Annotated in this window: 12 protein-coding genes; 7 read left to right on the top strand and 5 right to left on the bottom strand. The window is 72.7% G+C overall.

Translation table 11 applies throughout. The features are described 5' to 3' along the window. Positions 1-215: 215 nt before the first annotated feature. Positions 216-740 carry an O-acetyl-ADP-ribose deacetylase gene (locus ACIP9H_RS00130; protein WP_401585500.1) on the bottom strand — a complete coding sequence of 175 codons (525 nt, stop codon included), beginning with the start codon at positions 738-740 and terminating at the stop codon, positions 216-218. A 55-nt stretch (positions 741-795) separates the two neighbouring features. Continuing rightward, entirely contained in the window at positions 796-1,641 is an 846-nt protein-coding gene (locus tag ACIP9H_RS00135) for an NUDIX domain-containing protein (protein WP_401585497.1), read from the bottom strand. Between the two features lie 134 nt (positions 1,642-1,775). On the opposite strand from ACIP9H_RS00135, the gene dnaK reads away from it, so the two are divergent. Together dnaK and grpE are read left to right on the top strand one after the other, a co-directional pair. Then, complete coding sequence (gene dnaK, locus ACIP9H_RS00140; RefSeq protein ID WP_401585494.1) at positions 1,776-3,656, top strand: molecular chaperone DnaK; 1,881 nt, start codon at positions 1,776-1,778, stop codon at positions 3,654-3,656. Beyond that, complete coding sequence (gene grpE, locus ACIP9H_RS00145; protein ID WP_401585492.1) at positions 3,653-4,351, top strand: nucleotide exchange factor GrpE; 699 nt, start codon at positions 3,653-3,655, stop codon at positions 4,349-4,351. Before dnaK ends, grpE begins: the two co-directional genes overlap by 4 nt. Before the next feature lie 11 nt (positions 4,352-4,362). Here grpE and aroQ read toward each other — a convergent pair whose 3' ends face one another. From aroQ to ACIP9H_RS00160, 3 genes are read right to left on the bottom strand one after another with little or no spacing between them, the layout of a single operon-like run. Then, complete coding sequence (gene aroQ / locus ACIP9H_RS00150; RefSeq protein WP_401585489.1) at positions 4,363-4,824, bottom strand: type II 3-dehydroquinate dehydratase; 462 nt, start codon at positions 4,822-4,824, stop codon at positions 4,363-4,365. Between the two features lie 22 nt (positions 4,825-4,846). Next, positions 4,847-5,608, bottom strand: coding sequence for a pirin family protein (locus ACIP9H_RS00155; RefSeq protein ID WP_401585487.1), 762 nt, complete (start codon positions 5,606-5,608; stop codon positions 4,847-4,849). A 58-nt stretch (positions 5,609-5,666) separates the two neighbouring features. Further along, positions 5,667-6,815: a helix-turn-helix domain-containing protein gene (locus ACIP9H_RS00160; RefSeq protein ID WP_401585485.1), complete on the bottom strand. Its 1,149-nt coding sequence runs from the start codon at positions 6,813-6,815 to the stop codon at positions 5,667-5,669. A gap of 70 nt (positions 6,816-6,885) precedes the next feature. Between ACIP9H_RS00160 and ACIP9H_RS00165 the strand changes: the two genes are divergently transcribed. From ACIP9H_RS00165 to ACIP9H_RS00185, 5 genes are all read left to right on the top strand, one after another. After that, positions 6,886-8,643, top strand: coding sequence for an FAD-dependent oxidoreductase (locus ACIP9H_RS00165; RefSeq protein WP_401956441.1), 1,758 nt, complete (start codon positions 6,886-6,888; stop codon positions 8,641-8,643). Positions 8,644-8,655: 12 nt separating this feature from the next. Next, positions 8,656-9,531 carry an intradiol ring-cleavage dioxygenase gene (locus ACIP9H_RS00170; RefSeq protein WP_401585479.1) on the top strand — a complete coding sequence of 292 codons (876 nt, stop codon included), beginning with the start codon at positions 8,656-8,658 and terminating at the stop codon, positions 9,529-9,531. Beyond that, the gene (locus ACIP9H_RS00175; protein ID WP_401956443.1) at positions 9,528-10,607 is read left to right on the top strand and encodes a maleylacetate reductase; all 1,080 of its coding nucleotides are present in this window, start codon (positions 9,528-9,530) and stop codon (positions 10,605-10,607) included. Before ACIP9H_RS00170 ends, ACIP9H_RS00175 begins: the two co-directional genes overlap by 4 nt. Positions 10,608-10,832: 225 nt before the next feature. Further along, complete coding sequence (locus tag ACIP9H_RS00180) at positions 10,833-11,294, top strand: hypothetical protein (protein WP_360899476.1); 462 nt, start codon at positions 10,833-10,835, stop codon at positions 11,292-11,294. A 430-nt stretch (positions 11,295-11,724) separates the two neighbouring features. Next, positions 11,725-12,747, top strand: a complete 1,023-nt coding sequence (locus tag ACIP9H_RS00185; RefSeq protein WP_401585646.1) for a saccharopine dehydrogenase family protein — start codon at positions 11,725-11,727, stop codon at positions 12,745-12,747. Positions 12,748-12,910: the final 163 nt, after the last annotated feature.

Below are 12,910 nucleotides of genomic sequence, written 5' to 3' on the forward strand. Positions count from 1 at the left end.
GGAGGGGGCGGGGTCGTAGGGGTGGCGTTCTGGACTGTGGAGCATATTTGGGTGCACAACCCGGAGCGATCAATCCGAGTGCCTGAGGCACCTAAATGTGCTGTCCAGAATGGCAGCCCCGGAGGCCCCGAACCCGGCCCCCCAACAACGCGCGTCGGGGCGCCCAGACTTCACAGGGCACACGGGCGGGAGGGCGGGGGAAAAACCTGGCAGGATCAGCCTGCCGAGAGGACGGCCTCGAAGACCGCGTAGGCACGCTCGTCGAAGAGCACGAACCGCACCTCCTCCAGGGCGCCCCGCGCCCCCCGCACCCCCCGCACAGTCTCCAGCGCAATCCGCGCCCCACCCTCCAGCGGCCAGCCGTACACCCCCGTGGAGACCGCCGGGAACGCCACCGTACGGGCGCCCAGCTCGTCCGCCACGCGCAGCGACTCCCGGTAGCACGAGGCCAGCTGCGCCGAGCGGTCCTCCGTGGCCGACCACACCGGGCCGACGGTGTGGATGACCCAGCGGGCGGGCAGCCGCCCCGCGGTGGTGGCGACGGCCTGCCCGGTCGGCAGTCCGCGACCGTAGTGGGAGGCGCGCAGTGCGCGGCACTCCTCCAGGATCTGCGGACCGCCGCGGCGGTGGATCGCGCCGTCGACGCCGCCACCGCCCAGGAGCGAGGAGTTGGCGGCATTGACGACGGCGTCCACAGCCTGTTCGGTGATGTCCCCCTGGACCAGGACGATGTGTGTCATGCCGGTGATCCTGCCACCGCGCGCGGCCCCGCGCCCCGCGTTTTCCGCCGGGCGATCACCAGTCGCAGGGCACCTCGAGGTCGAGCAGCGAGTCGCAGAACTCGGCGGGTTGCTGCGGCCAGCCCGCGTCGTGCCAGTGGGCGATGCGCCAGCCGAGCCGTTTGGGCCACAGGGGCAGGTGCCGCAGGTCCGCGACGGGGACCCAGACCGGGGCGGCGCCCTTCTCCAGGTCGAGGGAGGACCGCGGGCCGATGGTGCCGGCGACCTCGACGAGGAAGTAGTGGCCCGGGTGCGAGCCGCGGTGGACCCGGTCGACACGGGCGATCTCGCGGCCGACGGTGCCGGTGAGCCCGGTCTCCTCGGCGAGCTCGCGCACGACCGCGGCCTGCGGGGTCTCCCCGGGCTCGACGCCGCCGCCGGGTATCTCGTAGTAGTCGCCGCGGCGGTGCCGGTAACGGATCAGCAGCATGTGCCCGTCGCGGATGATCACTGCCCCGGCGCGGGTCCGCTTGGGCGGCCGGCCGACGGGCTCCTCCAGGACGAGCCGGCCCCGCCACCAGGGCGGCCCGTCCCAGGAGCGCAGGATGGCCTCCCACGCGGTCCACGGCGCGAGCGGCAGGTGCAGTGCCTCCTGCCGGGTGAGCAGCCGGGGCGGGGCGGGGGCGGGCAGGGGCGGTGCCGCGGCGCGGAAGTACAGCTCGGTGCCCGCGGTCGCGCGCACCTCCAGGCAGGGTGAGGCGTCGATGCGGGCGTCCACGCCGAGGGCGCTGCGGGCCGCCTCCCGGGCTGCCGCCGCGGGGTTGCCGCGCGGCGGGACGGGTGCCAGGGGCAGGGTCAAGTCGTCGTGCACGGCGAGGTGTTGGTCGTGGAAGAGGATCACTCCTGCACTCAGTGAGGACATCTGGCCGACGCTAGCAGCGCCCGCCGTCACCGACAGCGCGAATATTCCGGAAGGGGGCGGCCTCCTCCGCCCGGCCCCGCCGTCTGGTGATCGGCCCCGCGTCGTCGCACCCTGGAGGGGAGGAGGCGACTGACATGACACGTCCGGTCGGTATTGACCTCGGCACCACCAATTCGGTGGTCTGCGCGCTGGAGGGCGGTGAGCCCACCGTCATCACCAACACCGAGGGAGCGCGGACCACGCCTTCCGTGGTGGCCTTCGGCAAGGGCGGCGAGGTCCTCGTCGGCGAGATCGCCAAGCGCCAGGCCGTGACCAATGTGGAGCGCACGGCGCGCTCGGCCAAGCGGCACATGGGTGACCCCGACTGGCGGTTCCCGGACTCCGGCGAGATCGACGGCAAGCGCTTCACCGCCCAGGAGATCTCGGCGCGGGTGCTGCAGAAGCTGAAGCGGGACGCGGAGTCGTACCTCGGCGAGGACGTGACGGACGCGGTGATCACCGTCCCGGCGTACTTCGACGACGTGCAGCGCACCGCGACCAAGGAGGCCGGCGAGATCGCCGGGCTCAAGGTCCTGCGCATCATCAACGAGCCCACCGCCGCGGCGCTGGCCTACGGCCTGGACAAGGAGAACGACCAGACGATCCTCGTCTTCGACCTGGGCGGCGGCACCTTCGACGTGTCCCTGCTCGACATCGGCGAGGGCGTGGTGGAGGTCAAGGCCACCAACGGCGACACACAGCTGGGCGGCGACGACTGGGACCAGCGCATCGTGGACCATCTCGTCGAGCGCTTCAAGAGCGGCTACGGGCTGGACCTGTCCCAGGACAAAATGGCGTTGCAGCGCCTGCGCGAGGCCGCAGAGCGAGCGAAGATCGAGCTGTCGTCGTCGACCGAGACGACCGTCAACCTGCCCTACATCACGGCGTCCGCCGAGGGTCCGCTGCACCTGGACGAGAAGCTGACCCGCGCCCAGTTCCAGCAGCTGACCGCGGATCTGCTGGAGCGCTGCAAGTCGCCCTTCCACCAGGCGGTGCAGGACGCCCGGATCGACGTCTCCGACGTGGACCACGTGATCCTCGTCGGCGGTTCCACCCGGATGCCGGCGGTGACGGACCTGGTCAAGTCGCTGACGGGCAAGGACCCGCACAAGGGCGTGAACCCGGACGAGGTCGTGGCCATCGGCGCGAGTCTCCAGGCCGGTGTCCTCAAGGGCGAGGTCAAGGACGTGCTGCTGCTCGACGTCACCCCGCTGTCCCTGGGCATCGAGACCAAGGGCGGCATTATGACCAAGCTGATCGAGCGCAACACGACCATCCCGACCAAGCGCTCGGAGATCTTCACCACGGCCGAGGACAACCAGCCGTCGGTGCAGATCCAGGTGTTCCAGGGCGAGCGCGAGATCGCGGCGTACAACAAGAAGCTGGGCGTGTTCGAGCTGACCGGGCTGCCCCCCGCGCCGCGCGGGGTGCCGCAGGTCGAGGTCTCCTTCGACATCGACGCGAACGGCATCATGCACGTGGCGGCGAAGGACCTGGGGACCGGCACCACGCAGAAGATGACGGTCACGGGCGGCTCCGGGCTGCCGAAGACCGACATCGACCGCATGATGCGCGAGGCCGAGCAGTACGCCGAGGAGGACCACAGGCGCCGCGAGGCCGCCGAGACCCGCAACACCGCGGAGGGCCTGGTCTACTCGACCGAGAAGCTGCTGCGCGACAACCCCGACAAGGTCCCGGCCGATCTGCGGTCCGAGACGGAGGCGGCGGTCGCGGACCTGAAGGAGAAGCTCGCGGCCGAGGGCGACGACACGGCGGCCATCCGCACCTCGACCGAGCGGCTGAGCGCGACGGCGCAGAAGATCGGCACGGCGATGTACGCCCGGGCCCAGGCCGAGTCCGCGGGCGCCGGCCAGGGGGCCGAACCCCCGCCGTCCGCCGCGGGCGACGACGGCGACGGCGACGTGGTGGACGCCGAGATCGTCGACGACGACAAGCGGGAGGGGGGCACGGGATGAACGGCGCCGCCCCGCCGGAGGGGACGGGTGAGCTGCGTGCGCGCCTGGCCGAGCGCACGGCGGACCTCAAGCGGCTGAAGGCGGAGTACGACAACTACCGCAAGCGCGTGCACCGGGACCGCCTGGCGGTGCGCGAGATCGCCGTCGCCAATGTGCTGCGCGGCCTGCTGCCGGTCCTGGACGCGGTGGACCGGGCCAGGGAGCTGGGCGAGGTGACGCAGGGGTTCGGTGCGGTCGTGGAGGTGCTGGAGACCCGGCTCGGCGAGCTGGGCCTGCGGTCCTTCGGCACGCCGGGCGACCCCTTCGACCCGGTGCGGCACGAGGCGGTGGGCACCGCGGGCGGGGCGGAGGGGGAGGGCCCGGTGTGCGCGGAGGTCGTGCGCCCGGGTTACCGGGTCGGCGGGCATCTGCTGCGCCCGGCCGAGGTGGTGGTGGCCAGACCTGCGGCCCGGCGCGCTCAGGTGCACCCTGGAGGCATGGAGACAACCCACAAGGTGGACGTCGCCCCGCTCGCGGAGGACCACCGCTACCGGCGGGTGCACCTCCGCGGCCGTGGCTGGCAGCAGCTGGAGCGCGAGGAGTTCGAGCTGCGGGTGCGCGACGCGTTCCCGGACATCGATGTGTCCGATCCCCAGCAGGTGCACTGGGCCGACCACCCGGGCGAGTGGCCGGACTGGCGGCCGGGCGAGGCCTGACCGCCGGGGGCTCAGGCCGCCGCGAGCAGCGACACCACGCGTTCCACGGCGAAGGCGTAGCCCTGGATGCCGCAGCCGACGATGACACCGTCGGCGCGCTGCGAGAGGTAGCTGTGGTGCCGGAAGGACTCGCGCCGGTGGATGTTGGAGATGTGCACCTCCACCACCGGCAGTCCTTCGCAGACGTTCAGCGCGTCGAGCAGCGCGATCGAGGTGTGCGTATAGGCGGCCCCGTTGATGACGATCCCGCAGTGCCCTTCGCGCGCCTCGTGGATCCAGTCCACGAGCTGCCCCTCGTGGTTGCTCTGGCGGCAGTCGACGGAGCCGCCGTGGCGCGCGGCCGTCGTCGCGCAGAGGGCCTCGACGTCGGCGAGCGTCTCGGGGCCGTAGATCTCCGGCTGCCGTTGCCCGAGCAGGTTGAGGTTGGGACCGTTGAGGACCATGATCGGCGCGTGGGCGAGAGTGCGGGTCATGGCCCTCAGGTCTACCACGTCGTCACCCGAAGGTGACGGCGGCGTCCATTTCCCACACCAGGACTTCCGCGCCCTCGGCGCCGGCGGTCAGCCGCTGGCCCTCGGACCCGGTGACGCGTACGGCGTCGCCCTTCGACAGCAGGCCGGCGCCTTCCAGCGCGACCTCGCCCTTGGCGACGTACACGTGGACGAAGGGCGCGGTCGGCAGCGCGAGGCTCTGGTCCGCGGTCATGCGGGAGGCCCGCAGGGCGGCGTGCTTCTGCGCGATGGAGATGGCGCGCTGGTCGCGGTCGCGGTCCATGCCGGAGGCGACGGTGACCCAGCCGCCGCGGGCGAGTTCGTCGTTGATGTCCAGCTGCTCGTAGCCGGGCTTGATGCCCTGTTCGTCGGGGAAGACCCACATCTGCACGAAGTGGACGGGGTCCTTGTGCTCGGCGCCGCCGGTGATCTTCCAGGAGTCGTTCTTCTCGCTGTGCAGGATGCCGGTGCCGGCGCTCATGCGCTGGGCGAGGCCCGGGTAGATCACGCCGTTGTGGCCCTCGGAGTCCTGGTGGACGAGGCCGCCGTCGAGCACCCAGGTGACGATCTCCATGTCGCGGTGCGGGTGGGTGTCGAAGCCGGTGCCGGGCGCGACGACGTCGTCGTTGGAGACCAGCAGCAGGCCGAAGTGGGTGTTCTTCGGGTCGTAGTGGTGGCTGAAGGAGAAGCAGTGGTGCGAGTCGAGCCAGCCCGCACGGGTGTGGAACCGCTGTCCTGCGCGGCGGACATCCAGCTGGGTGGTCATGGGGGTCTCCTCCTGCGGGGGGCGTGCGTACAGCCGGGCTAACATGTTGAATTCTAAACTATATTCCCTGGATGCCGTAGCTCCGCAGTTTGCGGTAGACCGTCGCACGGGCGATACCGAGCGCCTGCGCGGCGCGCGCCTTGTTGCCGCCGTGGGTGCGCAGCGCGTCCAGGATCGCGTCGCGCTCGGCCCGCTCCAGACTGCCCAGCCGGCGCCCGCCGGCCGCGCCGCGCACGGCGTCCGGCAGTTCGTCGGGGCGGACCGGCGCCGTCAGCCGGCGCCGGTCGGCCAGCTCGCGCACGACCAGCCGCAGCTCCGCCACGTTCCCCGGCCAGCTGTGCCGCTCCAGGACCCGCCTGGCCTCCACCGTCCAGGTCAGCGGCGGATAACCGGGCGCGGGGCGCGGGCTCAGCGCGGCCAGCAGGCCCGGCAGGTCCTCGGGGCGCTCACGCAGCGGCGGCAGTGTCACGGAGCGGGCCGCCAGCCGTCCCAGGAGCCGGTCCACGCACGCGCCGCCCACCGGGTCCCCCGGCGTGGAGGTGGCGGTCAGCGGCATCCGGGGGAAGCGGTCCAGCAGTGCCACCAGCAGTGCGGCGGCGCCCGCGTCCAGCGCCTCCAGGTGCCGGACGAGCACCGGCACCGGGGCGTCCATGGCGGCCAGCCGCTCCACCCACTCGTGCGCGGCCCCCGCGGTGGCCTGGGCCGCGTCGAGCTCGACGGCGTCCGGGCGCACGGCGCGGGCCACGCCGGTCTTGCCGGTGCCGGGCTCACCCGCGATCAGCAGCGTGCCGGGTGAGTGCCCGAGCTGCACGGCACGGGCCGCCGCGGAGCGCCAGGACCCCGAGGCGCCGACGAGCCCCGGCAGCCGCGGGTCCGGCACGACGGGCGGCGGGGTGCCCGCGTCGCCGGTGGGCGTGAGGACCGCCACGGCGCCGATGACCTCGCCGGCGTCCTGCACGGCGCGCAGCCGGGCGGACCAGCCGCCGCCCGGCAGAGGCAGCTCGCAGCCCTCCGCGCGGCCGTCCCTCACCATGCCCCCGGCCCGCCGTTCCAGCAGGTCCAGGGCTTCTTCGGAGAGCCTTCTGGCGGCCTCGGCACTCACGAGCCGCGACCTGCCGTCGGCGGCGACGACCGCACGCGCCTCCGGCCGCTCGCGCAGGTAGGCACCGAGCAGCAGTGCCTCGTGCGGTGTATCGGATTGAGACACGCCGAAAACCTCCCGCGGGATCACCATTCGTTTCGTTGCCATTTCAATTATCCGTCAGGGAGCCGCTTTGATGGAGAGCATCGAAACCGATGTGCTGATCGTGGGGAGCGGGCCCGCCGGGGCGACCGCCGCGCTCGCCCTCAGCACGTACGGAGTCCCCAACGTCGTCGTGACCCGGTACGACCGCCTGTCGGCGACCCCCCGGGCGCACATCACCAATCAGCGCACCATGGAGGTCCTGCGCGACCTGGGCGTCGAGCAGGAGGTGATCGCCAAGGCGACACCCCAGCCGCTGATGGACAACACGGTCTTCTGCACCAGCATCGCGGGCGAGGAGCTGGGCCGCCTGCGCTCCTGGGGCAACGACCCGCTGGTCCAGGCCGCGCACGAACTCGCCAGCCCGACCCGCATGTGCGACATGCCGCAGCATCTCATGGAGCCGGTGCTCGTCGACGCCGCCGTCGCCCGCGGGACCAAGCTGCGCTACGGCACCGTCTACAAGTCCTTCGTGCAGGACGCGGACGGCGTGACCGTGACCGTGCAGGACACCCTGCGCGGCGACGAGTACACCATCCGCGCCAAGTACCTCATCGGCGCCGACGGCGGCCGCAGCCAGGTCGCCGAGGACGCGGGCCTGCCGATGGACGGCAGGATGGGGGTGGCGGGGAGCATCAACATCCTCTTCGACGCCGACCTGTCCCGCTGGACCGCCCACCGGCCGGGCACCCTCTACTGGGTCCTGACCCCCGGGGCGACGGTCGGCGGCATCGGCGCGGGCCTGGTGCGCAACGTCAAGCCGTGGAACGAGTGGCTGATCGTGTGGGGCTACGACGTCGAGGCCGCCCCGCCGGACCTCACCGAGGAGTACGCCCTGTCGGTGGTCCGCCGGCTGATCGGCGACGACGACCTGCCGGTGACGATCCGCTCCACCTCGTCCTGGACGGTCAACGAGATGTACGCCACGACGTACTCCAGCGGCCGGGTCTTCTGCGCGGGCGACGCCACGCACCGGCACCCGCCGTCCAACGGACTGGGATCCAACACCTCCGTCCAGGACTCCTACAACCTGGCGTGGAAGCTGAAGCTGGTGCTCGACGGCACCGCGGCGCCGTCGCTGCTCGACAGCTACACCGCCGAACGCGCCCCCGTCGGCAAGCAGATCGTCACCCGCGCCAACAAGTCCATCGGCGAGACCGCCCCGGTCTTCGAGGCGCTGGACCTGCTCGCCCCGCAGAGCCCGGAGCAGCTCGTCGCCAACATGGAGGCGCGCAAGGAGGCCTCGCCCGCCGGCGAGAAGCGCCGGCAGCGGCTGCGCGAGGCGATCGACTTCAAGCGCTACGAGTTCAACGCCCACGGCGTCGAGCTCAACCAGCGCTACTCCTCGGCGGCGGTCGTCCCCGACGGCACCGCGGACCCCGGTTTCGACCGGGACCCCGAACTCCACCACCAGCCCAGCAGCCGCCCCGGCGCCAAGCTGCCGCACGCCTGGCTGACCGCGGGCACCCGCGCCCTGTCCACCCTGGACCTGGGCGGCCGCGGACGCTTCACGCTGCTCACGGGCATCGGCGGCGAAACCTGGGTGGCGGCCGCCCGCGCCGTCGGCGCCGAGCTGGGGCTGGACATCGGAACCGCCGTGATCGGCCCCGGGCAGGACTACGAGGACCCCTACGGCGACTGGGCGCGGCTGCGCGAGACCGGCGACACCGGCGTGCTGCTGGTCCGCCCGGACCTGTACGTCGCCTTCCGGCAGACGGGCGGGGCGGGCGACGAGGCCGAGGCACGGTCCGTGCTCGGCGGGGCGCTGCGGCGCATCCTGGGACGGGACTGACAAGGAGCCACGATGGACTTCACCGAAGAGAGCGCGACCCCGGCGGTCGTGGAGAGCTTCGCCGGCACGCCCGATCCGCGGCTGCGCGAGATCCTGGGCAGCCTGACACGCCATCTGCACGACTTCATCCGCGAGGTCGAGCCCACGATGGAGGAGTGGGAGTGGGGAGTCGACTTCCTGACCCGCACCGGGCAGAAGTGCGACGACACACGGCAGGAGTTCATCCTGCTCTCCGACGTCCTCGGCGTGTCGATGCTGGTCGAGACGATCAACCAGCGCAAGGCCGCGGGCACGGCCGGTGAGCCGGTCACCGACTCCACCGTGCTCGGCCCGTTCCACATGGTCGACTCGCCCGAGCGCGGCTTCGGCGACTCGATCGACATGATGGGCACCGGGCAGCCGTGCGTGGTGACCGGGCGGGTGCTGTCGGTGGACGGCACCCCGCTGGCGGGCGCGATGGTGGACGTGTGGCAGGCCGACGGCAACGGCTTCTACGACGTGCAGCAGCCGGGGGCGCAGCCGCAAGGCAACGGGCGCGGGCTGTTCACCACCGACGAGGAGGGGCGCTTCCGCTTCAGCACGGTCGTCCCGGCGCACTACCCGATCCCGACGGACGGCCCGGTCGGCGAACTGCTCGGCGCCACCGAGCGCCATCCGTACCGGCCGGCGCACATCCACTTCATCGCGGCGCACACCGGCTTCCAGCCGGTGACCACGCACATCTTCGTCGAGGACAGCGCGTACCTGGACTCGGACGCGGTGTTCGCGGTGAAGAAGAGCCTGGTGCAGACGTTCACCGAGGTCGACGACGCCGCGCTCGCGGCGGAGTACGGGGTGAAGGCCCCGTTCCGGCTGGCCGGCTTCGACATCGTGCTGCGGCCGTCATGAGCGCCGACGGCCTGGACTTCGTCCACGAGTCCCTGCCGATGCGGGTCGTCTTCCGCGCCGGGTCCGCCACCACCGCCGTCGCCGGCGAGGCGGACCGGCTCGGGCTGACCCGTGTGCTGGTGGTGTCCGGGCGGCACGGCCTGGACACCGCGCGGGCCGTCGCCGACTCGCTCGGCGCGGCCTGCGCGGGTGTCCACCCGGGCGCGGTGATGCACGTCCCGGTGAAGGCGGCCGACGAGGCCGTCGAGGCCGCCCGGGACGTGGACGCGGACGGCCTGGTCGCGGTCGGCGGCGGCTCGGCGGTCGGCCTCGGCAAGGCGGTCGCGCTGCGTACGGGACTGCCGCTGATCGCCGTGCCGACGACGTACTCCGGCTCGGAGATGACGTCGGTGTGGGGACTGACCGAGGACGCCGTCAAGCGCACCGGTCGCGACCCCCGCGTCCTGCCGCGCAGCGTCGTCTACGACCCGGAACTGACGGTGTCGATGCCGCCCGCGCTCTCCGTCACCAGCGGCGTCAACGCGATGGCCCACGCCGTCGAGGCACTGTACGCGCCCGATTCCACGCCCATCGTCTCGCTGATGGCCGAGGAGGGGGTGCGGGCCCTGGCCGGCGCGCTCCCCCGTGTCGTCGCCGACCCGGCCGGTCCCGGGGCCCGCGGCGACGCCCTGTACGGGGCGTGGCTGTGCGGCGCGTGCCTCGGCGCGACGACCATGGGCCTGCATCACAAGCTGGCCCACGTGCTCGGCGGCACCTTCGGCCTCCCGCACTCGGAGACCCACACCGTGCTGCTGCCGTACGTGCTGGCCTTCAACGCCCCCGCCGCGCCCGCGGCTTCGGCGGCGCTCGGTCGCGCCATGGCCACCGACGACCCGGCCGCCGCCCTGCACTCCCTCGGCGGCCGGCTCGGCGCCCCCCGCTCCCTGGCCGAACTCGGCCTCGGCCGGGCGGACATCAACCGCGCCGCGGAGATCGCCACCGCCGCTCCGTACGCCACCCCCCGCCCCGCCCTCGCGGACGACGTCCGCGCGGTCCTCACCGCCGCCTTCGAGGGAGCCCCGCCCGCCGCCCTCTGACCCCGGCCCCGGCGGCCCTCCGCGAATCCGGAAACAAAAGCCGCCGGGGCCTGTCGGGGCCATTCGGAATTGCTGGCGAGAAATCACCCTTGGGAAGGGCCGTCACTCCATGCGCCGCAGCTCACAGGGGCGTACGCGCATTCGGAAAACAAGTGTTTTCGACCCTCAAACGCCATGCCCCGCCACCCCTTCCGCCAGGTAGAAATATCTACCATGGTAAGGCCCATGAGGAATACGGCACCGAAGCAGGCAACGGAATGGCTGGCGGCCGCCGCGGCGGATCCGCGGGCGTGCAAACGCGAGTGGGAGCACGGGGAGAGCGGCACCGCACTGCTGCCCGCGGGACGGTTCTGGGACGTGCTGAGCGTCCCCGAGGATCTCGGACTGCTCGCCCTCGACGCCCTCTTGCGCATGCCGGGGGCGGAGCCGGGCCCGACGCTCGCGGACGCGGCGTCCCATCGGGTGGGCTTCTTCCTGCCCCCGGATCCGGTGAGCAGATGGGTGGGCTCGGGCATCCGGTACGCCGGCGCGGGCGCGTGGATCGCGGTCCCGCCGCCGTACCGGGCGGCGGGGGCGGGGGCGCTGCGGTGGCTCGTGCCACCGGACGGCAACGGGACGCTGCACACCCCTACCGTGGTGGAACTGGCTCTGTTCCAGGCCGCGGTCGCGGCCGACTGTCACCGCTGAGCGGGTCCGGCTCCGGCTCGTCCGCGCCCGTGCGGCGCGGGACCGTCCGCCCCGCGCCCCGCCAGTCGGCGACGAGTTCGGAGTAGATCGGCGGGTCCAGCCAGTACGCGCCGGTGAGTTCGGCGTAGGTGAGGTGATGGTCGGCGTGGCCGGCGATCAGGCACCCGCGGGCAGCGATGGATGTGCTCTCCATGTCCCCATGCAACGCAGCGCATACGCCGGTGGTACGTCCCAGCCCCGCCGCGCCACTGGATCGGGTGAGCACGCCCCCCTCGTTCGAGGGCGTGTCATTGTCGTTTCAGCGGCTGGTCGGATGATCGCCCTTCCGTCGCCTCCCCCGGCACCGCGCCACTCGCTGCGCCCCGTGGTGACCGGCGGGTAACATCGGCTCCGGACCACCGATTCGAGGGGAGCCGCTCGCGTGACGTGGATGCTGTACGGAGCCACCGGGTACACCGGACGCCTGATCGCGCGGGAAGCCGTGGCCCGGGGGGAACGCCCGGTGCTGGCCGGACGCAGCGCCACCGCGCTGGAGCCCCTGGCGTCGGAACTCGGGCTGCCGTACCGGGTGGTGGGCCTCGGTGACGCCGCCGGTCTCCGCGAGGCCCTGACCGGGATGGCATCGGTCGCACACTGCGCCGGCCCCTTCTCGGCGACGGCGCTGCCGATGGTGGAGGCGTGCCTGGTCACCGGGACGCACTATCTCGACATCACCGGCGAGATCGACGTGCTGGAGCGGCTGCACGCGCTCGGCGACCGCGCCCGCGCGGCCGGGGTGACGCTGCTGCCCGGCGCGGGCTTCGACGTCGTGCCGACCGACTGCCTGGCGGCGACCGTGGCGGCCGCGCTGCCCGGTGCGACCCACCTGGACCTGGCGTTCCTCGCCGGGGGTGGGGCCAGTCCCGGCACCGCCCGCTCCGCACTGGAGGCGCTGGACAACGGGGCGGGCGGCCGGGCCAGGATCGACGGCGTGATCCGCGACGTACCGCTGGGCCGGCACCGCGTCACGGCCTCCTTCCGCACCGGCGACCGTCCGGTGGCGAGTGTCGCGTGGGGCGATGTGAGCACGGCGTACCACTCGACGGGCATCCCGAACATCTCGACCTACACGTGGCTGCCGGCCGCTCCGCTGGTGGACCGGCTGCTGGCGGTCGGGCCGGTGCGGCGTGCTGCCCGCGCCGGGATCGACCGCTTCGTGCGCGGCCCGGGCGAACGGGCGCTGGCCCGTACCCGCTCTCAGGTGTGGGCGCGCGCCCGCGATCCGCGCGGCGGCGAGGCCCAGGCGGCGCTGTCCACGCCCAACGGTTATGCCCTGACGGTGGATTCGGTGCTGCGGATCGTGCCGCGGCTGCCGGATCTGCCGCGCGGCACGCACACCCCCTCCTCCGCCCTGGGCGCCGATTTCGTCCTGGAACTGGACGGTGTGCGGCGCAACGGGCCGCACATCGGTTGAACGACAGCCGGTTCCGCCGCCGGGCGAACGTCCTGCCGTCCGCCACCCCGGCGGCGAACTTGCCATGTACCGTTCAATAGTTCGTCATGTGCGACGCACGTCCCCCCTTGATCTACGCGCGCAGAATCAGTCCGCACCGCCTCTCTGAACACCCCCACACAGG

Origin of the sequence: Streptomyces sp. NPDC088732 (assembly GCF_044751205.1) — a bacterium.
In the GTDB taxonomy this organism is placed as follows: Bacteria; Actinomycetota; Actinomycetes; order Streptomycetales; family Streptomycetaceae; genus Actinacidiphila.

Excerpts from the sequence above, each read along its gene's own strand:
- ACIP9H_RS00130 (WP_401585500.1), bottom strand. The coding sequence starts at position 740 with ATGACACACATCGTCCTGGTCCAGGGGGACATCACCGAACAGGCTGTG.
- ACIP9H_RS00185 (WP_401585646.1), top strand. The coding sequence starts at position 11,725 with ATGCTGTACGGAGCCACCGGGTACACCGGACGCCTGATCGCGCGGGAA.
- ACIP9H_RS00170 (WP_401585479.1), top strand. The coding sequence starts at position 8,656 with ATGGACTTCACCGAAGAGAGCGCGACCCCGGCGGTCGTGGAGAGCTTC.
- ACIP9H_RS00180 (WP_360899476.1), top strand. The coding sequence starts at position 10,833 with ATGAGGAATACGGCACCGAAGCAGGCAACGGAATGGCTGGCGGCCGCC.
- ACIP9H_RS00135 (WP_401585497.1), bottom strand. The coding sequence starts at position 1,641 with ATGTCCTCACTGAGTGCAGGAGTGATCCTCTTCCACGACCAACACCTC.
- ACIP9H_RS00155 (WP_401585487.1), bottom strand. The coding sequence starts at position 5,608 with ATGACCACCCAGCTGGATGTCCGCCGCGCAGGACAGCGGTTCCACACC.
- grpE (WP_401585492.1), top strand. The coding sequence starts at position 3,653 with ATGAACGGCGCCGCCCCGCCGGAGGGGACGGGTGAGCTGCGTGCGCGC.
- dnaK (WP_401585494.1), top strand. The coding sequence starts at position 1,776 with ATGACACGTCCGGTCGGTATTGACCTCGGCACCACCAATTCGGTGGTC.
- ACIP9H_RS00175 (WP_401956443.1), top strand. The coding sequence starts at position 9,528 with ATGAGCGCCGACGGCCTGGACTTCGTCCACGAGTCCCTGCCGATGCGG.
- ACIP9H_RS00165 (WP_401956441.1), top strand. The coding sequence starts at position 6,886 with ATGGAGAGCATCGAAACCGATGTGCTGATCGTGGGGAGCGGGCCCGCC.
- aroQ (WP_401585489.1), bottom strand. The coding sequence starts at position 4,824 with ATGACCCGCACTCTCGCCCACGCGCCGATCATGGTCCTCAACGGTCCC.